This window comes from Polaribacter sp. NJDZ03 (genome assembly GCF_019263805.1).
Taxonomy (GTDB): Bacteria; Bacteroidota; Bacteroidia; order Flavobacteriales; family Flavobacteriaceae; genus Polaribacter.
The window spans coordinates 4,054,063-4,078,668 of the sequence record NZ_CP079195.1; the positions used below are offsets into that span (position 1 = coordinate 4,054,063).

Consider the following 24,606-nt stretch of genomic DNA (forward strand, 5'->3'; position numbering starts at 1 on the left):
GATATATTTTTTATTTGTAGATGGAAAACCAGATTACGCTAGAAGATAAATTAAAAGAAAGAATTAAAGAACTAACTTGTTTGTATAGAGTTAGTTCTTTAATTAAAGATAGTAGTTTTAATGATTTAAAAGAATTATTAAAAGAAATAGCCATAAGTTTAAAAGAAGCAGTTCGATTTCCTGAAGAAGCATTTGTAGAAATTAAAGTAGATAATTTTATTTTTATTGAAGGGAAAAAAAGAGAAGATGCTATTTTTATTATTTCTGCTATAAAATCTTTTGGAAAAATTAAAGGATCTGTAACGATAGGTTATTCCAAGCAAAAATTTTCTGAAAACTCTTTTTTAGAAGAAGAAAAATTATTGTTACATCAGATTGCTTCAGAAATTGGAGATTTTTTAGAACGAAAAGAAATCAATGAAAAAGAAGAGATTGCTAAAAGACAAATAGAAAGAGTAGGTAGATTAACTATTTTAGGAGAAATTACTGCGGGAATTGCACACGAATTAAATACACCTTTAGCTAATATTTTAGGCTTTTCAGAATTATTAAAAGAACAATATAAAGGCGATAAAGTTGGGCGTGAAGACTTAAATAAAATAATAAATAGTGCTATTTATTCTAGAGAAGTTGTTAAAAAATTAATGTTTTTTTCTTGTGAAATGCCTCAGCAAATGGTATCTGTAGATATCAATATTATTATAAATGAGGCAATTAGTTTGTTAAAACCTAGTTTTAATAAAAAACACATACGCTGTATCGTCACTTTTTCAGTTGATAAAATTTATTTAAAAGTTGATAAAATTCAGTTAACGCAAGTAATTTTTAATTTGGTAATCAATGCTATTTATTTTTCACCAGAAAGGGGTAAAATACATATTGCTGTTATTGATAAATCTAAAAAGGTACAAATTAGAATTTCTGATGAAGGTTCAGGAATAGAACCTGCTAATTCTGAAAATATTTTTAATCCTTTTTTTACAACCAAACCTACTGGAGATGGTTCTGGTTTAGGTTTAAGTGTTGTACACGGAATTATTAAAAGTCATAAAGGCACTATAATTCATCAACCAAATTCACCAAAAGGGACTATTTTTGTTGTTAGTTTTCCTAAAAGTTAAAAGATGCTAAACAAAGAAAATATATTAATTGTAGATGATGATATTCTAATTTTAGAACTCATTCAACGGCATTTACAATCCTTAAATTACCATACTTATAAAGCGATATCTGTAAAAGAAGCATTAGAGATTTTAAAAGACACTTCTATAGATTTATTAATTACAGATTTACAAATGCCCGATGTAGATGGTTTAGAGTTAATTAAATACACGTCTGAGCATTATCCTAAAATTCCAAAATTAGTAGTTACCGGTTTTCCTTCTATAGAAGGTGCTTTAGAGGTAATGAAATCTGGAGCAGTAGATTATATTACAAAACCTTTTACAAAAGAAGAACTTAAAACGGCTATTTTAAAATCTTTAGAAATAAAACCGAAAGAAGATACAATTACCAAGATAAAAGTAGCAGAAACTCATAAACCGTATGGCGAATTAATAGGTTCATCGCCTGCAATGAAAAAGGTTACAGATGTAATAGAACGGTTAAAAAATAACAAAGCAACAGTTTTTATTCATGGAGAAAGCGGAACGGGAAAAGAGTTGGTGGCACGTTCTATTCATTATATGGGTAAATATTCCTCAGCACCTTTTGTTGCGGTAAACTGCGGAGCAATTCCAGAAAATTTATTAGAATCAGAATTGTTTGGTTATGTAAAGGGAGCATTTACGGGAGCAGAAAAAGATAGAAAAGGTTTTTTTCAGGCAGCCAATAATGGGACTATTTTTTTAGATGAAATAGGCAATGCTTCTTTAGCAACTCAGCTAAGATTATTGCGTGTTTTGCAAGAAAAAGAAGTAGTACGAGTTGGCTCGCAAAAAGCAGAAAAAGTGGATGTAAGGGTAATTGCTGCAACAAATATTAACCTTAAAGATTTAATTGAGAAAAAGCGTTTTAGAGAAGATTTGTACTATAGATTAACAGTTGTAGAAATTAAAGTACCAACTTTAGTAGAAAGAATTTCGGACATTCCGTTGTTGGTAGAAAAGTTTTTATTTAAATACGGAATAGAGTATAAAGACCGTTTTTTAAAAATTACACCAGAAGCTTTAGAGGTTTTAAAAAATTATTATTGGCCAGGTAATATTAGAGAATTAGAAAATGTAATACAAAGAGCTATTATTATGTCTGATAGCTTTGTAGATGTAGAGCATTTGCCAGAGCATATCAAATATCAAATAGATTTTTCTAAAACAAACAAGTTACTGTCTTTAAAAGAATTTGAGAAAAGCTATATTTTAAAGGTATTAAAAGCCACAAACAACAACAAAACAAAAGCTGCAGAAATTCTTAAAATTGATAGAAAAACACTTCGAGAAAAATTAAAATAAATATTTTTAAAAACGAGTAAAAAAGTAGCAGTTGAGGAATATTTCCTCAACTGTTTTTTTTTGTGACACATATTAATTTCGTGTATCTTATTGATTTTTAAATAATTGAGCAGGTGTTTTAATGTTTTAAAATAAGTGGCATATAGCTTGCCATAAGGTAGTTGTAATTAAAACGATAATTATGGTTTTCAATAATAATAGTTTATGTAATACTTGTGTTCATAAAATAGACTGTAGTTTAACATCAAATAAAAATGCTATTTGGTCTTGTAGTGAGTATGAGAAAAAGGATTTATTAGAAACAAATACAATATCAGATTTTAGCTTTTAAGTAAGTGAGAAAGAAATTGAACTCATTTAATTATAAAGATATTGAGTGTAGAAATGTAAAAAATAAGCTAGCTAAATTAGGTTTAAGAAAACGTTTTAAAGTAGTTTCTGAGTCTATTTAATTAGTAAAAGGAAACCCTAATGAAACAATATTTGATATAACCAATATTGAATCTACTTTTCATATTCCTTTAGGGATGGAGAGTGAAGGTGTCGTTAAAAATAGTATTGTTATAACTCCAAGTATTTTATATTATTCTGGAGGTATTTTAGATGGTTATTTTTAATGTCTTCATATTAGGCTTAATAGACAAAAAGGAAAAGTATTAAACGTAATTAAAGATAGGCAAATAGATTTATGTTCTGCAGCCTAACTTTTGGTAACAGAAGTATTAGAAAGAGTGTATGTAAAACGTGGTGTTTTCCATAGAATTAAATTTTGAAAAAATGAAGTATGGTCAGTTAATTATAGAAGAAAATGAGTTTTTAATACTAGAAAAACTCTTAAATTTAAACAAAGTAGTAGAATCAAAAACGGTAAAAAGTCATATTTTAAAACTACAAGAAGAATTAAGAAATGTAACCAAAGTTGTAACGAAAAAAGAAATGCCTTTAGATGTAGTTAGGCTTAATTCTTTAGTTACAGTTTGTTCTTTAGATGGTTTATGGGAGAAAACTTTTGAGTTGGTTGTACCTTCCAAAGGGAACATTTTAGAAAACAAAATATCATTATTGTTACCTATGGGTACTGCAGTTTTAGGGTATGCCAAAGATGATTTAATTTTATGGGATTTTCCAGGAGGCTTAAAAGAATTAAAAGTTTTAGAAGTAATGCAGCCAGAAAGTATAACAAAATAAATAATAATTATGCAGATAAATAATGAACAAACTGAAAATCAAATAATTCAAAAACGTAGTCTAAACGAAGTAAATAGATGGATGTTAGATCTGAATGAAATTTCACAAGAATGTAATGACCTTGAAAGGAATAGTCTAGACGGAGATCTTTTAAATAAAGAAGTTTCTACTATTATTGAGAGTAACAAGAGGATATATCGTACACTTTTACAATATAAAAATGACTTAGATAACCCAACTGAATGTATTGATTTAGCGTGTGATTTATTTTTTTACAAAGAGCATAAAAAAAATAGAAATTTATTTATAGAACATCTTAATGATTATAAAAACTTGAAAAAGGAATATGATTTAATTTAATTATTGTTAAGTTAGTTTTTTTGTAGGTGGCTCCAAATTAGATTTGGAGCTGCCTTTTTTTATTTAAAAAAAACTACAAAACGAATACTTTTAACTTCAGCACTTAGTTTCTTTAGAAAAACATTGTTTATAGGATTCTCAAAAAAAGTGGATATATTTTCTTTCTAAACCAATTCATATTATAAAAATTGAGGGAATTTAAATCTAATCTATATCTTAGATACTGAATTACTAGTAATAAACTGATTGTGCCATCTTTTACCACATAAAATTGATGTTATAGTGGGATGTTTCCATGCTTACGATCTGGTCTTACTATTTCTTTATTTTCTAGCATAGAAAAAGCTTTTATTAATTTTCTTCGGGTATCTTTTGGCAGAATTACTTCATCTATAAAACCACGTTGAGTAGCACTATAAGGGTTGGCAAAATGGTCGGCATATTCAGCTTCTTTTTCTTTCCATTTTGCATCTGGGTTTTCTGCGGATTTAATTTCACGTTTAAAAATAATTTCGGCTGCTCCTTTGGCTCCCATCACTGCAATTTCTGCACTTGGCCATGCAAAATTCATGTCTGCTCCAATGTGTTTAGAGTTCATAACATCATACGCGCCTCCATAAGCTTTTCGGGTAATTACAGTAACTCTTGGCACGGTAGCTTCGCTAAAAGCATAAAGTAATTTTGCTCCGTGTACAATAATACCATTCCATTCTTGGTCTGTTCCGGGTAAAAAACCGGGTACATCTTCTAGTACTAAAAGCGGAATATTAAAAGCATCACAAAAACGGACAAAACGGGCTGCTTTTTTTGAACTATTGACATCTAATACTCCAGCCAAAAACTTTGGTTGATTGGCTACAATACCAATACTTCTTCCACCTAACCTAGCAAAACCAACTATAATATTTTCAGCATAATCTTTATGTATTTCATAAAAAGAGTCTTTGTCAATTATTCCTGATATTACGGTATGCATATCATATGGTTTATTGGCATCTAAAGGAACTATTGTTGATAGTTCTTCCTTAATTTCATCCTCTAATTTAAATGGCAAAAGGGTAGGAGTTTCTTTATTATTTTGAGGCAAATAACTTAAAAGTTTTTTAATGTCTTCTAAACACGCTACATCATTAGAAGACGTTTTATGTGCCACTCCAGATTTAGTAGCATGTGTACTTGCACCACCTAATTCTTCACTAGTTACTTCTTCATTAGTAACTGTTTTTACTACACTGGGACCTGTTACAAACATATAACTTGTATGTTCTACCATAATGGTAAAATCTGTCATTGCAGGTGAATATACCGCACCACCAGCACAAGGTCCCATAATTGCGGATAACTGCGGAATGATACCCGAAGATTGTACATTTTTGTAAAAAATATCTGCATAACCACCAAGGGAACGAACCCCTTCTTGAATTCTGGCTCCACCAGAATCGTTTAAACCAATTATTGGTGCTCCAACCTTTAGGGCTAAATCCATTATTTTGCAAATTTTTTCTGCATGTGTTTCTGATAAAGAACCTCCAAAAACTGTAAAATCTTGTGCAAAAACATAGGTTAATCTTCCACTAACGGTTCCGTAACCAGTAACTACGCCATCGCCATAAAAGATTTGGTTTTCCATGCCAAAATCTTTCGTTCTATGTGTAACTAAAGCGCCAATTTCTTCAAAAGAACCATCATCTAATAAATACATAACGCGTTCTCTGGCGGTTAGTTTTTTATTTTGATGTTGCTTATCAATTTTTTCTTGTCCGCCTCCTAAATAAGCGAGAGCAATTTTTTCGTTAAGGATTTTTATTTTTGATTCCATTATTGTGTTTGTTTTCTTGTAAAGACGCAAAGGCGCAAAGTTTTGCTAGTTGTGTTGTGTGTTTTTTTTCTCGCAAAGGCGCAAAGACGCAAAGGTTTGTGTTGTTGTTGTTGTTGTTGTTGTTGTTGTTGTTGTTGTTGTTGTTGTTGTTGTTGTTGTTGTTGTTGACTATTTTTGAATTACTTTTATATGAAATAATAATTTACACGTCTAATTTTTATTTTTTTGAATACTGCGACTGCGACTGCGACTTAATACTGCTACAGCCTGCTAGAAACAGGTATTCTCAATAACTTTTTATCTTCTAAATACTTTTTCACTGCAATAATTGCGGCAATTCTAGCTTCTTCTTTCTGCTGATTTTTTATAGCTTCAGGAGAATAGTGTTTTTTAACAAAATGGGTATCAAAATTTCCAGAGCGAAAAGCATTGTGCTTACATACAAAACGTCCAAAAGGTAAAGTAGTTTCAATTCCTTCTATTTGATAATTTTCAATGGCAGTAATCATTAGCTCAATGGCTTCTGCTCTTGTTTTTCCGTAGGTTATTAATTTAGATAACATGGGGTCGTAATAAATAGGAATGTCCATGCCTTGTTCAAATCCATTATCTACACGAATATTTTTGCCTTCGGGTAATTTGTATATTTCTAAATTCCCTACGCTTGGTAAAAAATCATTTAAAGGGTCTTCTGCATAGACACGCAACTCTAATGCGTGTCCGTTTATTTTTAAATTTTCTTGGGTTATAGGTAAAGCTTCACCACGAGCAACTCGAATTTGTAATTCCACTAAATCTGTATTTGTAATCAATTCTGTTACCGGATGCTCTACTTGTAAACGTGTATTCATTTCTAAAAAATAGAAATTGTGTTTTTCATCTAATAAAAACTCAACTGTACCGGCACCTAAATAATCGCAAGATTTTGCTACTTTAATTGCAGCTTCTCCCATTATTGCTCTTAACTCTGGGGTTAAAACAGTAGAAGGAGCTTCTTCAATTACTTTTTGATGACGACGTTGAATACTGCATTCACGTTCAAAAAGGTGTACAACATTGCCGTGTGCATCTGCCATAATCTGAATTTCAATATGTCTTGGTGAGGTTACATATTTTTCTATAAATACAGACCCGTCTCCAAAAGCAGAAGTAGCTTCGCTAATAGCTCTATGCATCTGCGATTCAAATTCGGCATCATTTTCTACAACACGCATTCCTTTTCCTCCGCCACCGGCGGATGCTTTAATTAAAATAGGAAATCCTATTTCTGTGGCTATTTTTTTAGCTTTTGGAATGTCTGTAATGGCTTCTTCCGTACCAGGAACCATAGGGATATTATATGCTTTTACGGCTTCTTTTGCAGCCAATTTGCTTCCCATTATTTTTATAGCCTTAGATTTGGGACCAATAAATATGATGTTGTTTTTTTCGCAAGCTTCTGCAAAGTTGGCATTTTCAGATAAAAAGCCATAACCAGGATGAATGGCATCTACATTTAAATCTTTAGCAACTTCAATAATTTTATTGCCTAATAAATAAGATTTATTGGAAGGAGCTTCACCAATTAAAACAGCTTCATCTGCAAAACGAACATGAGGTGCATTTCTATCTGCAGTAGAGTACACAGCAACTGTTTTTAGGCCCATTTTTTTTGCAGTTCGCATGATACGAATGGCAATTTCTCCTCTGTTGGCTATTAAAAGTTTTTTCATATAATATTTAGTGGTTTTATGAAATATGGTAATCATAGAAAGGTTGATACCTACAAGGTTTTGAAAACCTTGCAGGATAAAAAAAATCTTATTTATTCAAATTCAACTAATAATTGATTCTTGTCAACCGCCTCTCCTTTAATAACTGAAATAGATTTTATAATTCCGGCTCTTGGCGATGTTAATGCATTTTCCATTTTCATGGCTTCTAAAATTAAAAGGGTATCATCTTCTTTTACTTCCATACCAACTGAAACGGTAATGTCTAGTATTAACCCTGGCATGGGTGCTTTAATTTCGTTGATTTCTTTTGTAAAACCAATTTCGAACCCCATTTCTTTAATGAGGGTATCTAGTTCGTTCTGTATGTTAATATTATAAACTGTATTATTTACTTTTACAGAATATGATTTCTCTTGAAAATTGGCTTTTGTAATTTCAGTTTTGTAAGAAACATTATTATTTAGTACATGAAATTCGGAATCTGAAACCTTTAAGACATCTAGATTTAAAACCGCTTTTTGGTCAATCTTAAAATCGAAGGTGTTGTTTACTGCTACTTGATAGGTGTTTTTCACTTTTTCAGAATTTGATTATTGTAAATATATGTTTTTTAAAGTTTTCTTTTTAAGTGGTTTATGTAAAACTTGGTGAAATGATATTGTTTTATGATAAAAAATACTGATTTTTTATTGATGCGTACTATTTTTAAGAACTAGTTTTTAAAGTGTTTTTTAGTATTGATGAAAATTTAAAAACAAGAAAATCAAAATTAAATATAGAGGTTATTTTTTGTTTTGCGTTAGGGATAGAAGCGGCATCCTTTTTTATTTTTTGTAAAAAAGATATAGCGAATAGCCCGACCCTTTTGGGGAACGCCCTAAATATGATGTTGAAATAAAAAAAGGAATCGTTTTATATTACTACCATTGATTTATAGGGTGTTTGATGATTTATAGGGTGTTTGAAAAAATAAATTTATTTTCAACTTAAATTTATTTTAGAATTTTAGGAAGGTTAAGCTGTGTTCAATTAAGATACTCAAACAAGTTCTGTAAGACAATGTTTATTACTTTTTAGACTGCAACTTTTGTTTGTTGTAACTTTGCAAGTATGTCAGACTTCAACTTAATGGCATGTAAATTGAGCAATAAATTTCTCTACATTTTAAAATAAATTATGCAACATTATAAAGAATCTAAAAAAGATAAAACAAAACCAAAAGTAACCTTAAAACAAGCTTTTATAACCATTATTTGGCCAAGAAGAAATTTGGTGTTTTTAGGATTAATTTTAATAATTATTAGAAGTTTATCTGGCTTTATACTGCCAATGCAGAGTAAGGTTTTAATGGATGAGGTGATACCTAATAAGGATTATAGCCAGTTATACAATTTAATATTTATTGTTATTGGAGCCATTTTTGTGCAAGCAGTAACTTCTTTTTTATTGACAAAAGTATTGAGTATTCAGGCGCAATATTTAATATCAGAATTAAGAACACAGGTGCAAAAGAAGGTTTTGTCTTTACCAATCAGTTTTTTCGACAATACAAAATCTGGCGCATTGGTTTCTAGAATTATGAACGATGTAGAAGGTGTAAGAAATTTAATAGGTACTGGTTTGGTACAGTTAATTGGAGGTTCGTTTACGGCAATTTTAACGTTGGTTATTTTGTTGAAAATGAATGTTTGGATGACCATTTTTACATTTGTGCCGTTATCTATTTTTGGAATAATCGCCTTAAAATCATTTAAATATATTCGTCCGATTTTTAGAGCACGAGGAAAAATTAATGCAGAAGTAACAGGACGTTTAACAGAAACTTTAGGCGGAATTAGAGTAATAAAAGCCTTTAATGCAGAAGAACAAGAAAGCAAAATTTTTGAAGAAGGTGTTGATAATATATATCAGAATGTTAAAAAAAGTATGACTGCAACTGCTATTATGACTAGTTCGTCTACCTTTTTAATTGGTTTGGCAACTACCGGAGTGATGGGAATTGGCGGTTATTATATGATACAAGGCAGCATGACTTTTGGAGATTTTATTCAGTTTACATTCTTGTTAGCATTTATGGTGGCGCCAATTGTACAAATGAGCAATATTGGTAGCCAGTTAACCGAAGCTTTGGCAGGTTTAGATAGAACCGAAGAATTAATGAACATGGCTGCAGAGGAAGATGATGAAAATAGAAAGGTTGTTTTAGAAGACTTAAAAGGAGAAATTAATTTTGATAATGTTTCTTTTTCTTATGAAGAAGGAAAGAAGGTGATTAAAAACATTAATTTTAATGTGCCTGCGGGTTCTGTAACGGCTTTGGTTGGTAGTTCTGGTTCTGGGAAATCTACTATTGCTGGTTTATCTGCAACATTTTTAAATCCGGAATCGGGTACCATTACGATTGATAATAAAGATATGTCTAAAATAAAGCTATCTAGTTATCGTAAATATTTAGGTGTTGTTTTACAAGATGAGTTTTTATTTGAAGGAACAATTAGAGCAAATATTCTGTTTCCAAGACCAGATGCTACAGAAGACGAATTACAAAATGCTGTAAATGCAGCCTATGTAAATGAGTTTACAGATCGTTTTGATGATGGTTTAGATACTTTAATTGGAGAAAGAGGTGTAAAACTTTCTGGAGGTCAGCGTCAGCGTTTGGCAATTGCAAGAGCTATTTTAGCAGATCCAAAAATTATTATTTTAGATGAAGCAACTTCTAGTTTAGATACCGAAAGCGAGTCTTTAATTCAGAAAAGTTTGTCTGAATTGGTAAAAGACAGAACAACAATTGTTATTGCGCACAGGTTGAGCACTATTAAACAAGCAGATCAGATTTTAGTAGTAGAAGCGGGAAGTATTGCAGAAAGAGGTACGCATGATGAGTTGATTGCTGCAAAAGGCAGATATTATGATTTGTATACGTATCAATCTAAAATATAAGATAGAAATTAGTGGATAACAATCTTACTGTCTGTTCGAGCGCAGCGCAGTCGAGAACTAATTGATTTTCAAAATAGGTTTCGACTGCGCTCAACCTGACATTTTTCTTAAATTTAAGAGACTATAATTTATGCAAATATGGTCTAACTTCTAATTTAACATTTAAATTCCACTTCTTTTGTAAAGAAATACAATAAAACCGACTCTTAAAGTATCGAATTTAAATATATCATCGAATTATGAAAAAAGTACTTTTATTGTTAGTTGTAGTTATTGCTATTTCTTGTAAGAATGAAGCTAAAAAGGAGGTTAAGGAATTAGTACAAAAAGTTGAAGTTAAAAAAGAAAGTTTTCCGGAAGAATTAGGGAAAGTTTTTGAAGCTCACGGCGGAATTGACACTTGGAGAAATACTGAGGTTTTATCCTTTAAAAAAGGAGATGAAGTACATACAATAGATTTACAATCTCGTGTAAATGTAATTAATGCGCCTAATTATTCTGTAGGTTTCGACGGAGAAAATGTTTGGTTAGACGAAGCAGAAGAAGGAACTTTTAAAGGTAACCCTGCTTTTTATCATAACCTGTTCTTTTATTTCTATGCAATGCCTTTTGTATTAGCGGATGAAGGTATTACGTATGAAAAAATTGCACCTTTAACTTTTGATGGTGTAGATTATCCTGGTTATAAAATGTCTTTTAAATCTAATATTGGTAGTTCTCCTGATGATAATTACAAGTTGTATTTTAATGCAGAAACTTATAAAATGGAATGGTTAGCATACACGGCTACATTTATGTCTAAAAAACCAAGTGATAAGTTTAATATCATTAAATATGGTAAATGGAATAATGTAAACGGATTGATTTTACCATCAGAAATTACTTGGTTTAAAGTTGATGAAAACGGTGTGCCAACAGAACCAGCAAGTCCTGCAGCAGTATTTACAGATGCAGCAATCAGTAAAAATACTTTAAAAGATTCATTTTTTGAAAAGCCAGTAAAATAAATTATAGTATATAAAAAAGTAAGCGTCGTTTTTTACAAAACGACGACTTACCAAGTAAACTAATAAAACCAAGTATTAGTATAAATATTAGAAGTTAGCTTTCTAATAAATTGTTATTTGGTATAAGGTTGGTGATTATAACTCAGCACCCTTTTTAATTTCCAAATCTTATTTTCTAAAATCCAAAGGTGTGTAAAATCTGCAATTCCAACAGTTTTTAATACACCTTTTTGTTTTTGTTGAAACGTGTGTTTTCCTTTTTGAATAGCGCCATAAATAATGCCATTATTGTTTAATTGATGTACTTCTAAAGAATTATCAACTAATTGTCTGGTGTTATTTCCTGGGTTAGTACATAGGTTCTTTTTAATAGCATCAATAAATTGTTCCTTATTTTGGATACCTCCAACATCATGATAGAATTCAAAATTATCAGCAATAATTGGGGTTAGTTTTTCAATTTCACAATTATTAAACGCTCTTTCAAATAAAATACTGTCTTTATCTTTTAATGTTTTAAACAAGTTTGAATTTGTATCAACTTGTGCATTTAAAACAAAGTTGTAAAACAACATCGCTAAAAACAGTACTACTTTTATTAAAATAGATTTTCTAAAAGGTTCTAAAAAAGAGTCCATAGTTTGGTTGCTTACTTAATTAAAGTTAATTATTTTTTTGAAATACTTCCGCCCGAAGTTGTTTTTTTATCAACTGTTTTTGGGTTTCCTTTAAAATCAATATCTCCACCACTAGTTGCTCTAGCTTCTAGTTTTTTTGATGCAAAAATATTAATATTAGCTCCACTAGTTACTTTAGCTATGGTGTTTTCACTTTCTAATTCATAAGCATCTATAGAACTTCCGCTTGTTGCGTTAGAAGCATGATTTATTGTAATTCCGGAAATATTAATATCAGACCCACTGGTAGAATTTGTTTCTACACTTGTTGCGTTTACCTTAATATTTATATCTGCTCCGCTTGTAGCTGAGATAGAAATTTCATCGGTATCTATAACTTCTTTTCCATATACATCACTTCCACTTGTGGCTATTAAAAGAGTTAAATCTTTAATGGTAACATGTACTTTTTTGGCTTCTGCTCTCCAAATTCCTTTATCAGCATATATTTTTAATATACCATCTTCAACTTCCGTAATAATAATATCGTGTAAATTTTCATCAGCTTCTACAATCACTTTATTATTAGAACCTTGGGTTATGTAGACATCTAAACCTGTGCTTACTTTTATTCCAGTAAATTGATCTGCAATTTTTCTTGTTTTGGTAATTACATTTTTATTTCCATTAATTCTATTTATCATATCTACATTACAAGATGTAAAAAGAGTTGCTATAAATAGAATTGCAATAATTTTTGATACTGAATTTTTCATGAGTTTGGATTTAATTAGATTGTAAATTTCTTTTAATAGACGCTTAAAATCAATGATTGGTTACTCAATTGTTGTTTTTTTTGGTTGAATTGTATTAAATAACTTCTTCTGCATCTAAATCATCTACACAATCTGTACATTGTAAGGTTTCATCGGTCATTTTAAAATAATGATTCACCATATCTTTGTCGTAAATATCTGTTTGATTCTCTACGTCATTTAAAAAGTTTTTTACAGAATGATCAAAATAAACAGTGCTACCTTTAGGTATATAAACTGTTATATTAATTTCTTCATCTTTCCAAATATTTTTAAAGTCAGACAAATAATAAGCATCTAAAACAATAGTATTATTGATGATTTCAAATTTATATTCAATTTTTTCAGCATTTGCATTTGCACTATTTCTTGTTTTTCCAGAGGATTCTTTTTCAAGAATTATATATCCCTCATCTGTATTGCTTTTTTTAACATCAACGCTAACATTATTAGAGTATATTTTATTTGTTCCGTCTATTTCAACCTCTTGTATACGAGAACTTCTATTTAAATTATGTTTATAATAGATTTCATCATTATTGACCATTTTTAAAGAGACGGTATCATTTTCTACAATATTTAATGATGATTTTTTAACAAATTGGCCATCATTTACATGAGAGGTTCCGTATTCTATTCCTGTAAAAATCATGGTTAATAAAGCGATTACCCAAATACCTAAAAGGGTTAGTGATGTTGGCTTGCTTATTTGTTTTATACTACTAGATAATATGCGTAAACCCAGTACAAATAAGATTAAAAAAGGAATACCTATTAATAAAAAAGCAGCAAGTGTTAGTGCCCATTTTGGTAAAATAGCATCATAGAAAAATGGTGGATATTGTAAAAACTCGCCATTAACATTTAATACTTCTAAACTTCCTATTGAAAACCCACCAATAATTAGTGATAAAATAACCGCACCAGCAATAAATACCAGTAGAATTCCAATAAACTTACCAATCACTTTAAAGAATACCAGAATAATCTTGCCTATAGTGTTGATAAAATCTTGTAATCCGTTATTTTTTTTTGTCTTTCCCGAAAAAGTCTTATTCATTTTTTCTGAAAACTCATTGGCTCCGTCTTTAAATTTCTCTGATGCTTTGTTGGCAAAATCAGCTACATTTTCAGAAACATTTGTAAACTCTTCACGAATCTTTTTTTCGATATTATCGATGTTTACAGGTTCACCTTCCATCTGTAGTTTTTCTGCCGTAGTTTTAGCTTCTGGCAACAAAATCCAAAGGATAATGTATAAGATTACTCCAAAACCAGCTCCGAAGAAAAGGGCTAACAAACCAAGACGAACCCAGATGGTATCAATATCAAAATAATGAGCAATACCAGAGGCAACTCCACCTAAAAATTTATCCTCACCATCTCTAAATAATTTTTTTCCGGTAGTGTTATTTCTAGTGTAAGAATAATTAGCGTCACTATATTCTTCTTCGGCACCAGCATAATCTTCTGGTTGGCCCATAATTTTAATGATATCTTCTATATCACCTTCATTAATAACCTGTCTTGCGTCTGTTATTTTTTCTGATAACAATTCGCTAATACGTGCTTCTATATCTGCAATAATCTCATTTTTTCCTTGTGGATCATCGCTTAACGATCTAGAAATAGATTCTAGATATCGCTTTAATTTCTGATAGGCAACTTCATCTATGTGGAAGAAAAATCCGCCTAAATTTATGTTGATTGTCTTATTCATTTGTGGTTGGTTTTTTGCTGATTACTTGGTTAACTGCACTTACTAAATTGCTCCATGTTTTGTCTAATTCTTTTATAAATAGACCGCCGTTTTCTGTTAAAACATAATATTTTCTTGGTGGTCCAGAGGTCGATTCTTCCCATCTATAGGTTAATAAACCTGCGTTTTTTAAACGTGTTAATAAAGGATATATGGTACCTTCAACCACAATCATTTCTGCACCTTTTAGCGTTTTTAAAATTTCAGATGTATAAGCATCTCCATTTTTTAAGATGGATAAAATACAATACTCTAAAACACCTTTTCGCATTTGTGCTTTTGTGTTTTCTATCTTCATTTATTGTGATTTTAAATGATTATTTAATAAACTTTATTGTGAAAGGATATTTATAACTTTCTCCCTCTTTAGCTTTTAATGCTGCTATAATTATCAATGCAATTTTAATGATGCCTACAATTCCTGCTAGAGATGCAATACCCATAATTCCGAAGAAATTAAAAGTCTCAAAATTGATGTTAATATGATTAAAGTTGTCAAGATTATCGAAGTTTCTAAAAATTGAACCAATAAAAACAGGAATAAAAGATAATGTCAAAATAAAAATATAGAGAGAATAACTGATATTAAAGTTAATTGCTTCTTTGCCGTGTTTATCTAAAAAGCTACTTCTGTCTTTTAACGTTTGCCATGCAATTAATGGTGTAATTATATTACCAAAAGGAAAAATAAATCCTGCGAAAGCAGAAATATGTATTAAAAAGGCATTGGTGTTTTCGTTATTTTGTTTCATAATTTATAAACTATATAATACTTTCTTATGCAAATATATGTCTTTAAGAAGGTATTATGCAAAGCATAGTACTGTTTATTTTTTTATTTAACATTTTGTTAACATTTTTTATTGTGACATAAAATTGGTAAAAAAGGCTTGTAACTACTGTTTTTATTGAGTTTTTGTTTCGTTTATTTTAACTACCTTGTCAACTTTAATAGAAGTTTCTAAAATTAATTAAATATATAAAATGAAATTTACCCCAAGAAAAGTCAATCTTTTTAACCTTGTAAAATTGCCTTTAGCATATTTAGGAGGCGTAAGAGTGCGTACAATTACAGATACAGAAGTGGTAGTTTCTATAAAATATAGGTGGATGAATCAAAATCCGTTTAGAAGTATGTTTTGGGCAGCACAAGGTATGGCGGCAGAAATGCCAACAGGTGTCTTGGTAATGAAAGCTATTGATGATTCTAAAGTAAAAGTATCTATGTTAGTGACAAAACAAGAAGCGCAGTTTTTTAAAAAAGCTACGGGAAGAATTCTTTTTTCTTGTAAGGGAGGTAATGAAATTAGAGAGGCAATTAAAGCATCTATAAAGACGGGAGAAGGGCAAGTTATTGTTTTAACATCCGAAGGGAAAAATAAAGAAGGAGTGGTTGTTTCTAGATTTCAATTCCATTGGAGTTTAAGAGTGAAGAAATAGTTTCTTAGAAATGAATTTTAAAATGATTGATACATAAATTTGCATTATGTATTCATCTTAAGAAATGAAAAATCGAATAATAGTTACAGTTACGATGCTATTTTCTATTGAGTTACTAAGTGAAAAGAAACAAATTCAATCAGTAATTTTACGTTAATTGGTATTAGTCTTTCTTTTTGTATAGCTCAGGTCTTTCTTCATTATAATCACAATCTTGAAAAATACCACAAGATACATTTGTACGTGCTAATGGTTTTGAAGTTTCAAATTTCTTGTAAAAAGCTTCTATTTCTGGAGATAAATATTTCATAGTTTTTATTTTTAATATTAGATTTATTACTGTTTAACTTATCTGATATCAAAAGTAATAGTTTTGTGAAAGGATAGAAATAATTAAAGGTTAATTTAGTGTTATTAAAACAATCTTTTACTTATTTACGCTAATTTTATAGAATAATTATTGTCTATAAATGTTGTTTTTGTTACTGGTATTTTTATTAAATTATAAAAATATAATAGGTGTTTTTGTAACAAAAACAGACTTAAATCATCTAATTAATATATAAACCTTAAAATAGCTATTATGTTTCAAGATAGAACCTCACAAAACTCATCAAATAAAAATGCACACGAAATAGATTACAGAATTTTTGGTGAAGAAATGCAGTTTGTAGAAATAGAGTTAGATCCGCAAGAAGGAGTTGTTGCAGAAGCAGGAACTTTTATGATGATGGATGACCATATTAAAATGAATACTATTTTAGGAGATGGTTCTAATCAAGAAACGGGTTTGTTAGGGAAGATTTTTTCTGCAGGAAAAAGAATCTTGACCGGAGAGAGTTTATTTATGACTGTTTTTACAAATGATAGCTTTGGTAAAAAACAAATTTCATTTGCTTCTCCATATCCTGGTAAAATTATTCCGATTGATTTAACTGAGTTTGGCGGGAAATTCATCTGCCAGAAAGATGCATTTTTATGCGCTGCAAAAGGTGTTTCTATAGGAGTAGAATTCTCTAAAAAACTAGGTAGAGGATTATTTGGTGGCGAAGGTTTTATTATGCAAAAATTAGAAGGAGATGGTTTAAGCTTTATTCATGCAGGAGGAACCATGGCAAAAAAAGTATTACAACCTGGTGAAGTTTTAAAAGTAGATACTGGTTGTATTGTTGGTTTTACCCAAGATGTAGATTATGATATTGAGTTTGTTGGCGGTATTAAAAACACCGTTTTTGGAGGTGAAGGATTGTTTTTTGCTTCGTTAAAAGGGCCAGGAACGGTATATATTCAATCTTTACCTTTTAGCAGATTGGCAGGACGAGTTTTGGCAATGGCGCCAAGAACAGGAAGCGGAAAACGAGGAGAAGGTAGTGTATTAGGTGGAATAGGAGATTTATTAGATGGTGATAATCGTTTTTAATAAGATCTAATTTTTATTTTAATATGCAGCTTTTATCATTCTATCATTACCAGAAAAATCTTTTTTTAGCTCTATATTTTTAAACCCTTTTTGTTGTAGCATTTCTACGGTCTCTTTTCCTAAATATTGATTGATTTCAAAAAATAACAATCCGTTTTTGGTAAGGTCTTGTTTTGCTAAATCTGCAATTTTTTTATAGAAAATTAATGGGTTTTCGTCATCAACAAAAAGGGCTAAATGTGGTTCGTTTTGTAATACATTATTATTGATTTCTACTTTTTCTAATTCTCTAACATAAGGAGGATTAGAAATTATGAAGTCATATTTTTTAGGTAATTCTTTAGTTTTTAAAATATCTATTTCTAAGAAAGTAATGTCAACTTTATTTAAAACTGCATTTTGTTTTGCTTTCTTTAAAGCTTCCGAAGAAACATCAATAGCAGAAATAGAAACGTTATTTAAGTTCTTAGCCAAAGAAATAGGAATGCAACCTGTACCTGTTCCAATATCAAGAATATTTAAGTTTTTATCTTGATTCTTACTTCTTATTTCTAGAACTTCATTGATAACCCATTCTAATAGTTCTTCGGTTTCTGGTCTTGGTATTAAGGTGTTCTCATCTACTAAAAAGGGCAAACTATAAAACTCAGTTTCTCCTAAAATATACTGAATAGGTTCTTCTTTTTGAAGTCTTTTTACAATACTTTTTAATTCTGATAAAATACTTTCATCAATTAAAAAGTCTGGTTTTAAAACGGTGTCGATTCTTTGTAGGTTCAGTTTTGCTTGTATCAACAAAAAAAAGAAAGAATCAATTTCTGTTTTTGGATACATCGTTGATAATTCACTATTAAAAAAAATACGAAAATTTTGAAGTGTCATAGATAATTTATAATAAAGGGCTTAAAAATCTAGCAAGACGTTCAAGTGTTTTTTGTTTGTTAGATCTGTTTAAGAAATCTTCTAGAGTTACTTTGTTAGCTAAATTTTTTCTTTCGTTAAATTCAGTAGAAATTTCAGAGGTAATTACTTCATCAAAAATCAAAGCATTTAATTCGTAATTGTGTTCAAAGCTTCTACAATCAAAATTGGTAGAGCCGATAGAGGTAATTTCATCATCAATAAATATAACTTTACTATGCGAGAAATCGTCCCTTAAATAAATTTCTACTCCGGCTTTTAATAAACCTTCAAAATAAGAATACATACTATAGGTAGCCATTTTAGAGTCTGTAACTTTAGGCAATAATAAAGTAACTTTTACTCCGCTTAAAGCAGCAATTTTAAAAGCTTCTAAAATAGAATACGTAGGTATAAAATACGGGTTTAAAACACAAATACTTTTTTCTGCTAAATTAATAAGGCTTAAATATTGTTGCATTACAACCGGTTGTTTGTAATCTGGACCGCTAGAAACAATTTGCATTGTAGTGTTTCCTTCAGCGTTACAAACAGTGTTGTATTTTTCTTTCTGACTTAAATTGATATCGGTTGCGTAGTAATAATCTTTTAAAAAAGTGTCGTGTAAGTCTGCTACTGCACAACCAGATATTTGTACATGTGCATCTTGCCAAATACCTAAATTGGTGTCTTCTGTAATATATTCATCAGAAATATTTACGCCACCTGTAAAACCAATTTTATTATCTATAATGGCAATTTTTCTATGGTTTCTATAATTTAAAGAGAAAAGAAAACTTCCAAATTTAAAAGGAGTTTCTGGGTAAATTTCTACACCTATTTCTTTAAGATGTTGTATGGTTTTTTTGTTTAACGGAAAGCTTCCTATAGAATCGTATAAAACACGAACTTCTACATTTTCTTTTCGTTTTTCTTCTAATAAAGTAATTATGTTATTTAAAATTTCTCCATTTTCTAGAATATAATACTGTAAATGAATAAATGATGTAGCGCTTTTAATGGCTTTATAAAGTGCTTCAAAAGTTTCTTTTCCGCTTTTTAAAACAACAACATCATTATTTAATTGTAGTGGTAAATTTGTGTTATTAAAAATTAGATTAGATATTTTAGAGGCTTTGTGGCTCTTAAGTAAAGCTACATTTTTATTTTTTTCATTTTTGAGATTCTTTTCAATATAATCTTTCCTTTTTTTAGTTTCTTTAAGTTCAAAGTATTTTATTTTTCTTCTATTAATTCCGAATAAAATAAAAGCAAAAACACCCATGAAAGGAAATAAGAGTGTAATTAAAATCCAGCTTAAAGATTTAGACGGTTTTACACCAAAATATAAAATATTATAAAAAGCCCAACTAAAGAGTAAAAGGTGAACAGATAAAAGAATAGTGTAAATCAAAATTTTATAATTTTTTTAACATCCAAACAGGGCAAGAATAATGTCCGGTATTTCCCATAGGCTTATCAAGATTTACAAAGCCATTCCTTTTGTACAATGCTTGTGCAGCATTCATATAAGGCATAGTTTCTAAGTAACAATTTTCAAAACCAATTGTTTTTGCTTTTTCTAAGCAAGTATTTATTAATTTAGAACCCAAACCCTTTCCTCGTGTTATCGGTAAAAAATACATTTTTTGAAGCTCGCACGTATTCCCTTCAAAATTATCTAATTGTGCAATTCCTACGCCTCCAACTACCTTGTTATTATGCTCTACAACATAGTAAAAAGAATTAGGTGTGTTATATTTTTCAAACATTAAATCTGTTGCTTTATCTTCGTAAGCAGTACCAATTTTTGGCGCACCCATTTCTAAAAGTACTTCTCTAATAACAATTGCCAATTGTGGGTTGTCTTTAGGTTGAATTTCTCTTATGATAAAATCTGAATTTGTCATTTATTACTGTATTTTTGCAGGAGCAAGTTACCTATTTTTTTAAAAATTGAACATGAAAAATCTTTTATATTTTATACTTTTCTTTACATTAATTACAAGTTGTTCTGTAAGAGAAAAACCCATTTTTATAAAGGTAGATAATGTAAAGGTAGCTTCTTTTAAAGGAGATACTATTCGTTTAAAAGCAGCAGCTTTTTTTGAAAACCCTAATGATGTTGGTGGTGTACTTTCTACGGATGAAATTAAGGTAATTATTAATGGAGCGGAAGTTGCTCAGGTTTCTTCAGATGAATTTGAAGTGCCTGCAAAAAAGGAATTTTCTATTCCGTTAACGGTAGTTATTCCTGCAAGAAAAGTGTTTGACAATAACAAAAACGGAATATTAGGAGGCTTGTTAAATTCATTTTTAAATAAATCTATAAAAGTGCAATTTACAGGAGATTTAAAATACAAGGTTTTTGGGTATTCTAGTGTATATCCGATAGATCAAATTCAGGAAATAAAATTTTAATTTATAGTTATCGATCATAAAACTTACATAAAACGTTGTTTGCAAATTGCCAAAAACGGAATAGGTACTTCTCGTCCTAATCCTTCTGTTGGTGCAGTTGTGGTATATCAAAATAAAATTATTGGAGAAGGCTTTACATCCGCTTATGGAGGTAATCATGCAGAAGTAAATGCAATTAATGCTGTAAAAGACAAAGCGCTTTTAAAAAAGGCAACGATCTATGTAACTTTAGAGCCTTGTTCTCATTTTGGTAAAACGCCTCCTTGTGCAGATTTAATTGTAAAACATCAACTGAAAAATGTAGTTGTTGGTTGTGTAGATTCTAATAGTTTGGTTGCAGGTAAAGGAATTGAACGTCTTATAAATGCAGGAATTAATGTTATTGTAGGGGTTTTAGAAGATGAATGTAAAGAAGATCACAATCGTTTTTTTACGGTTCAGAATAAAAAAAGACCTTATATTATTTTAAAATGGGCACAAACTAAAGACGGATTTGTAGCTCCTTTAACAAAAGTTGAACAGAAACCAGTTTGGATTTCCAATCCATACTCTCAGCAATTAGTCCACAAATGGAGAGCACAAGAACACGCAATTTTAGTAGGGACAAATACGGTTATTGCAGACAACCCGAAGTTAAATGTAAGGAGTTGGACGGGGCATAACCCTGTTAGAATTGTTTTAGATGGTACTTTAAGAATTCCGGAAGACAGTAATATTCTAGACGGAAGTGTAAAGACGATTGTTATTTGTGATAAAAAAATACTGAATAGCAAGGGGTTTCAACCCCTTGAAAATAGAAATAAAATCATTTTTGAAGCAATTGATTTTCAAAATAATATAGCAAAACAAGTTTGCGATGTTTTACAAAAACACCAAATTCAATCTGTAATTATAGAAGGAGGTAGTCAAACTTTACAAACTTTTATTGATGAAAATATTTGGGATGAAGCTCGTGTTTTTGTTGGAGAAACCACATTTAAAGTAGGAGTGAAGGCACCTGTTTTTAAGAAAGTAGTTAAAGAAGAAATAAACATCAAAACAGATGTTTTAAAAATATATACAAATGATTAAAAACATCATTTTCGATTTTGGCGATATTTTTATCAACCTAGATAAAAAACGTTTTGCAAATGAATTACTAGACTTAGGGATTTCGCAAGAAGCAGAAGTCAATTTGCCAATTTTGAACGAGTATGAAATGGGACTGATTTCTACAGAAGAGTTTGTTGTTTTTTTTGAAGCTAAGTTCAATGTTCCAAAAGAAAAATTAGTAAAAGCTTGGAATTCTATTCTGTTAGATTTTCCGTTAAACCGATTAAAGTTTATTCAGGAATTAGCAGAAAGTAAAAAGTATAGATTATTTTTATTAAGCAATACCAATGATTTACATATTTCTTGGATTCAAAATAATGTTGGAATGGAATTCTATAATTCCTTTAAAATTTGTTTCGAACAGTTTTATTTAACACACGAAATTCATTTAAGAAAACCAAATACTGATATTTATGAATTTGTGTTGAATGAGAATAATTTAATTGCAGAAGAAACACTTTTTATAGATGATACTAAAGAAAATACAGTTTCTGCAAATACTTTAGGCATTCATACTTGGAATTTAATTCCGGGTAAAGAAGAGGTAACAGAATTATTTACAAAAAAGGAAAATTTATTTTGATTTATTTAATTTTCAGCATTCTTTTTTCAACCTCACTATTTGTCATCTTTAAATATTTTGATATTTATAAAATTGATACTTTAAAAGCAATTGTTGTAAATTATTTGGTTGCTTTCGCTTTTGGTTTCGGTTTGTCTGAAATTACATTTTCTATTAATGAGATACCTGAAAAACCATGGTTTTTTGGAGCTATTGTTTTAGGAGCATTATTTGTTGCTATCTTTTTTGTAATGGCAAATACAGCACAGCAAAATGGAGTTTCAGTGGCTTCTGTTGCAGGTAAAATGTCTGTAGTTATTCCGGTAGTTTTTGGTGTTTTACTATATGATGAATCAGTAACATATTTAAAAATTATAGGAATTTTAATTGCGTTAGTTTCTGTGTATTTAGCTTCTGTAAAAGAGGATAAGAACAGCTTAAAAAAAGCAGGATTATTATTTCCTATATTACTCTTTTTTGGTTCTGGAGCTATAGATACAACTCTTAAATATGTAGAAGTTAATTTTGTTCAGAAAAATGAAGCATCTCTTTTTTCTGGTAGTTTATTTGGTTTTGCAGCAATATTTGGATTGCTAATTTTATTAATTAAAACGATTCAGAAAAAAGAACCCTTTGAATTTAAAAATATAATTGCAGGTATTATTTTAGGAGTTCCTAATTACTTTACCATTGTATTTTTAATTAAAGCAATGCAAACAGCAGGAATTGAAAGTTCTACTTTGTTTACCATAAATAATGTATCTGTTGTAGTAGTATCTACCTTGGTTGGATTATTGTTGTTTAAAGAAAAATTTAGTTTAAAAAATAAAATAGGAGTTGCATTGGCAATTTTAGGAATTGTATTGGTAACCATTGCTTAATATGTTAGAAGACGTTTATAAAACTATAGAAAAACCATCTGAAGAAACGCTTTTTAAAGAAAAAGGGTCTAAGTTTTTTGGGTATGCTTTCCCTGTTTTATCAGAAGAAGATGTAAAAGAACATTTGGAAGAGTTAAGAAAGAAACATCATGCTGCACGTCATTTTTGTTATGCCTATCAATTAGGTATTGAAGATGTAAAATTTAGAGCAAATGATGATGGAGAACCTAATAATTCTGCAGGTTTACCTATTTATGGTCAAATACAATCATTTGAAGTAACGAATGTTTTAATTGTTTCTGTCCGTTATTTTGGAGGTACAAAATTAGGTGTTGGAGGTTTAATTTCTGCGTACAAAACGTCTGCTCAAATTAGTTTAGAAGCTGCTGATATTTTAGAAAAAACCATCAATATTTTTTATAAGTTAACTTTTGAGTACGATATGATGAATGCTGTACAAAGAGTTGTCAAAGAGAAAAATATTGAGATTACCAATCAAAAATTAGAAATGAATTGCGAGTACACCATTTCTATCAGAAAAAAAGATGCACAAGCAATTTATACTATTTTTGATACTTTATATAAAGTTGATATTAAAGAATTAGAGTAATAGTTTAGTTTAAGAAAAGCCTTTTTTTTATTAAACTGTTAATACCCCAAACCTTTTAATAAATGATCTGGACAGCGAGTTGGTTTCATCGTTTTAGAATTCATAAAAGCTAAAACAGAACTTCCTGTACAAATGAGCTCGTCATTCTGATTTACAATTTCATACTCAAACTCAATTTTAACCATTGGTTTCTTTTTCAATATTGTTTTTATGGTTAAAACATCGTCATACAAGGCCGATTTTATAAATTTAAAATTTATAGAAATAACAGGAAGCATTATCCCGCTTAATTCCATATCTTTGTATGTAACCCCTAAAGATCGCATCCATTCTGTGCGGCCTAGTTCAAAAAATTGCGCGTAATTACCGTGATACACAACCCCCATCTGATCGGTTTCTGAGTATCGAATTCTAGTTTTTGTTATAGATTTTTTCAAGTGATATAATTAATTAGTGTTTTGTGTATTCTACGTAAAAAATAGTTAATAATCAATAGCAAATTGATTTTTTTATACTGAATTTTATTCACATTTTTGTACCACCTTAAAAAAGGCATCAAAAGCCCTTTTTATACCCTTTATTATAACAAAAAAATCGCTAAAATTAA

At 29.8% G+C, this 24,606-nt stretch carries 27 protein-coding genes; 14 read left to right on the forward strand and 13 right to left on the reverse strand.

Features of this window, described 5'->3' with window-relative positions; all coding sequences use genetic code 11:
- Window positions 1–20 precede the first annotated feature (20 nt).
- From KV700_RS17065 to KV700_RS17085, 5 genes are all read left to right on the forward strand, one after another.
- Window positions 21–1,121, forward strand: coding sequence for a sensor histidine kinase (locus KV700_RS17065; RefSeq protein ID WP_218598622.1), 1,101 nt, complete (start codon window positions 21–23; stop codon window positions 1,119–1,121).
- A gap of 3 nt (window positions 1,122–1,124) precedes the next feature.
- The gene (locus KV700_RS17070) at window positions 1,125–2,450 is read left to right on the forward strand and encodes a sigma-54 dependent transcriptional regulator (protein WP_218598623.1); all 1,326 of its coding nucleotides are present in this window, start codon (window positions 1,125–1,127) and stop codon (window positions 2,448–2,450) included.
- A gap of 181 nt (window positions 2,451–2,631) precedes the next feature.
- Window positions 2,632–2,781: a hypothetical protein gene (locus KV700_RS17075; RefSeq protein WP_218598624.1), complete on the forward strand. Its 150-nt coding sequence runs from the start codon at window positions 2,632–2,634 to the stop codon at window positions 2,779–2,781.
- Between the two features lie 446 nt (window positions 2,782–3,227).
- Window positions 3,228–3,638, forward strand: coding sequence for a GreA/GreB family elongation factor (locus tag KV700_RS17080; protein WP_218598625.1), 411 nt, complete (start codon window positions 3,228–3,230; stop codon window positions 3,636–3,638).
- A gap of 9 nt (window positions 3,639–3,647) precedes the next feature.
- Window positions 3,648–3,998 (forward strand): hypothetical protein, encoded by a 351-nt coding sequence (locus tag KV700_RS17085; RefSeq protein WP_218598626.1) that lies wholly within the window; start codon window positions 3,648–3,650, stop codon window positions 3,996–3,998.
- A 277-nt stretch (window positions 3,999–4,275) separates the two neighbouring features.
- Here the strand turns inward: KV700_RS17085 and KV700_RS17090 are convergent, their stop codons facing one another.
- The 3 genes from KV700_RS17090 to KV700_RS17100 form a co-directional block, all read right to left on the reverse strand.
- A complete protein-coding gene (locus KV700_RS17090) occupies window positions 4,276–5,817 on the reverse strand; it encodes an acyl-CoA carboxylase subunit beta (RefSeq protein ID WP_218598627.1) in 1,542 nt (513 codons plus the stop codon).
- A 260-nt stretch (window positions 5,818–6,077) separates the two neighbouring features.
- Window positions 6,078–7,529 carry an acetyl-CoA carboxylase biotin carboxylase subunit gene (gene accC / locus KV700_RS17095; RefSeq protein ID WP_166383140.1) on the reverse strand — a complete coding sequence of 484 codons (1,452 nt, stop codon included), beginning with the start codon at window positions 7,527–7,529 and terminating at the stop codon, window positions 6,078–6,080.
- 92 nt (window positions 7,530–7,621) lie between these two features.
- Window positions 7,622–8,107, reverse strand: a complete 486-nt coding sequence (locus KV700_RS17100) for an acetyl-CoA carboxylase biotin carboxyl carrier protein subunit (protein WP_218598628.1) — start codon at window positions 8,105–8,107, stop codon at window positions 7,622–7,624.
- Between the two features lie 601 nt (window positions 8,108–8,708).
- Between KV700_RS17100 and KV700_RS17105 the strand changes: the two genes are divergently transcribed.
- Together KV700_RS17105 and KV700_RS17110 are read left to right on the forward strand one after the other, a co-directional pair.
- On the forward strand, window positions 8,709–10,475 hold the full coding sequence (locus KV700_RS17105) for an ABC transporter ATP-binding protein (RefSeq protein ID WP_218598629.1): 1,767 nt from the start codon (window positions 8,709–8,711) through the stop codon (window positions 10,473–10,475).
- A 239-nt stretch (window positions 10,476–10,714) separates the two neighbouring features.
- The gene (locus KV700_RS17110; RefSeq protein ID WP_218598630.1) at window positions 10,715–11,482 is read left to right on the forward strand and encodes a DUF6503 family protein; all 768 of its coding nucleotides are present in this window, start codon (window positions 10,715–10,717) and stop codon (window positions 11,480–11,482) included.
- A gap of 113 nt (window positions 11,483–11,595) precedes the next feature.
- Here KV700_RS17110 and KV700_RS17115 read toward each other — a convergent pair whose 3' ends face one another.
- The 5 genes from KV700_RS17115 to KV700_RS17135 all read right to left on the reverse strand — a co-directional run bounded on the left by KV700_RS17115 (window position 11,596) and on the right by KV700_RS17135 (window position 15,425).
- Window positions 11,596–12,120 carry a nuclear transport factor 2 family protein gene (locus KV700_RS17115; protein WP_218598631.1) on the reverse strand — a complete coding sequence of 175 codons (525 nt, stop codon included), beginning with the start codon at window positions 12,118–12,120 and terminating at the stop codon, window positions 11,596–11,598.
- Window positions 12,121–12,149: 29 nt separating this feature from the next.
- Window positions 12,150–12,875, reverse strand: a complete 726-nt coding sequence (locus tag KV700_RS17120) for a head GIN domain-containing protein (RefSeq protein WP_218598632.1) — start codon at window positions 12,873–12,875, stop codon at window positions 12,150–12,152.
- A gap of 94 nt (window positions 12,876–12,969) precedes the next feature.
- Entirely contained in the window at window positions 12,970–14,634 is a 1,665-nt protein-coding gene (locus tag KV700_RS17125; RefSeq protein WP_218598633.1) for a PspC domain-containing protein, read from the reverse strand.
- Window positions 14,627–14,971, reverse strand: a complete 345-nt coding sequence (locus KV700_RS17130) for a PadR family transcriptional regulator (protein ID WP_166383154.1) — start codon at window positions 14,969–14,971, stop codon at window positions 14,627–14,629. Before KV700_RS17130 ends, KV700_RS17125 begins: the two co-directional genes overlap by 8 nt.
- Window positions 14,972–14,990: 19 nt before the next feature.
- Complete coding sequence (locus tag KV700_RS17135; protein WP_218598634.1) at window positions 14,991–15,425, reverse strand: DUF4870 domain-containing protein; 435 nt, start codon at window positions 15,423–15,425, stop codon at window positions 14,991–14,993.
- A gap of 232 nt (window positions 15,426–15,657) precedes the next feature.
- Between KV700_RS17135 and KV700_RS17140 the strand changes: the two genes are divergently transcribed.
- On the forward strand, window positions 15,658–16,113 hold the full coding sequence (locus KV700_RS17140) for a DUF4442 domain-containing protein (RefSeq protein WP_166383158.1): 456 nt from the start codon (window positions 15,658–15,660) through the stop codon (window positions 16,111–16,113).
- Between the two features lie 163 nt (window positions 16,114–16,276).
- Here the strand turns inward: KV700_RS17140 and KV700_RS17145 are convergent, their stop codons facing one another.
- Complete coding sequence (locus tag KV700_RS17145) at window positions 16,277–16,423, reverse strand: hypothetical protein (RefSeq protein ID WP_166383160.1); 147 nt, start codon at window positions 16,421–16,423, stop codon at window positions 16,277–16,279.
- A gap of 273 nt (window positions 16,424–16,696) precedes the next feature.
- Between KV700_RS17145 and KV700_RS17150 the strand changes: the two genes are divergently transcribed.
- Window positions 16,697–17,533, forward strand: a complete 837-nt coding sequence (locus tag KV700_RS17150; protein WP_218598635.1) for a TIGR00266 family protein — start codon at window positions 16,697–16,699, stop codon at window positions 17,531–17,533.
- A gap of 18 nt (window positions 17,534–17,551) precedes the next feature.
- Here the strand turns inward: KV700_RS17150 and prmC are convergent, their stop codons facing one another.
- From prmC to KV700_RS17165, 3 genes are read right to left on the reverse strand one after another with little or no spacing between them, the layout of a single operon-like run.
- On the reverse strand, window positions 17,552–18,415 hold the full coding sequence (prmC, locus tag KV700_RS17155; protein ID WP_218598636.1) for a peptide chain release factor N(5)-glutamine methyltransferase: 864 nt from the start codon (window positions 18,413–18,415) through the stop codon (window positions 17,552–17,554).
- 7 nt (window positions 18,416–18,422) lie between these two features.
- Window positions 18,423–19,847, reverse strand: coding sequence for a cardiolipin synthase (gene cls, locus KV700_RS17160; protein ID WP_254712940.1), 1,425 nt, complete (start codon window positions 19,845–19,847; stop codon window positions 18,423–18,425).
- A gap of 4 nt (window positions 19,848–19,851) precedes the next feature.
- The gene (locus KV700_RS17165; RefSeq protein WP_166383166.1) at window positions 19,852–20,343 is read right to left on the reverse strand and encodes a GNAT family N-acetyltransferase; all 492 of its coding nucleotides are present in this window, start codon (window positions 20,341–20,343) and stop codon (window positions 19,852–19,854) included.
- Window positions 20,344–20,395: 52 nt separating this feature from the next.
- Here KV700_RS17165 and KV700_RS17170 point away from each other — a divergent pair, with 52 nt between their 5' ends.
- From KV700_RS17170 to KV700_RS17190, 5 genes are read left to right on the forward strand one after another with little or no spacing between them, the layout of a single operon-like run.
- Window positions 20,396–20,854, forward strand: coding sequence for an LEA type 2 family protein (locus KV700_RS17170; RefSeq protein ID WP_218598637.1), 459 nt, complete (start codon window positions 20,396–20,398; stop codon window positions 20,852–20,854).
- 3 nt (window positions 20,855–20,857) lie between these two features.
- Complete coding sequence (gene ribD / locus KV700_RS17175) at window positions 20,858–21,925, forward strand: bifunctional diaminohydroxyphosphoribosylaminopyrimidine deaminase/5-amino-6-(5-phosphoribosylamino)uracil reductase RibD (protein ID WP_218599881.1); 1,068 nt, start codon at window positions 20,858–20,860, stop codon at window positions 21,923–21,925.
- Entirely contained in the window at window positions 21,918–22,529 is a 612-nt protein-coding gene (locus KV700_RS17180; protein WP_218598638.1) for an HAD-IA family hydrolase, read from the forward strand. Before ribD ends, KV700_RS17180 begins: the two co-directional genes overlap by 8 nt.
- Entirely contained in the window at window positions 22,526–23,389 is an 864-nt protein-coding gene (locus tag KV700_RS17185) for an EamA family transporter (protein WP_218598639.1), read from the forward strand. The genes KV700_RS17180 and KV700_RS17185 overlap by 4 nt, the downstream gene beginning before the upstream one ends.
- 1 nt (window position 23,390) lies before the next feature.
- Window positions 23,391–23,999, forward strand: a complete 609-nt coding sequence (locus KV700_RS17190; protein WP_218598640.1) for a YigZ family protein — start codon at window positions 23,391–23,393, stop codon at window positions 23,997–23,999.
- A gap of 38 nt (window positions 24,000–24,037) precedes the next feature.
- Here the strand turns inward: KV700_RS17190 and KV700_RS17195 are convergent, their stop codons facing one another.
- Complete coding sequence (locus KV700_RS17195) at window positions 24,038–24,436, reverse strand: thioesterase family protein (protein WP_166383176.1); 399 nt, start codon at window positions 24,434–24,436, stop codon at window positions 24,038–24,040.
- Between the last annotated feature and the right edge of the window lie 170 nt (window positions 24,437–24,606).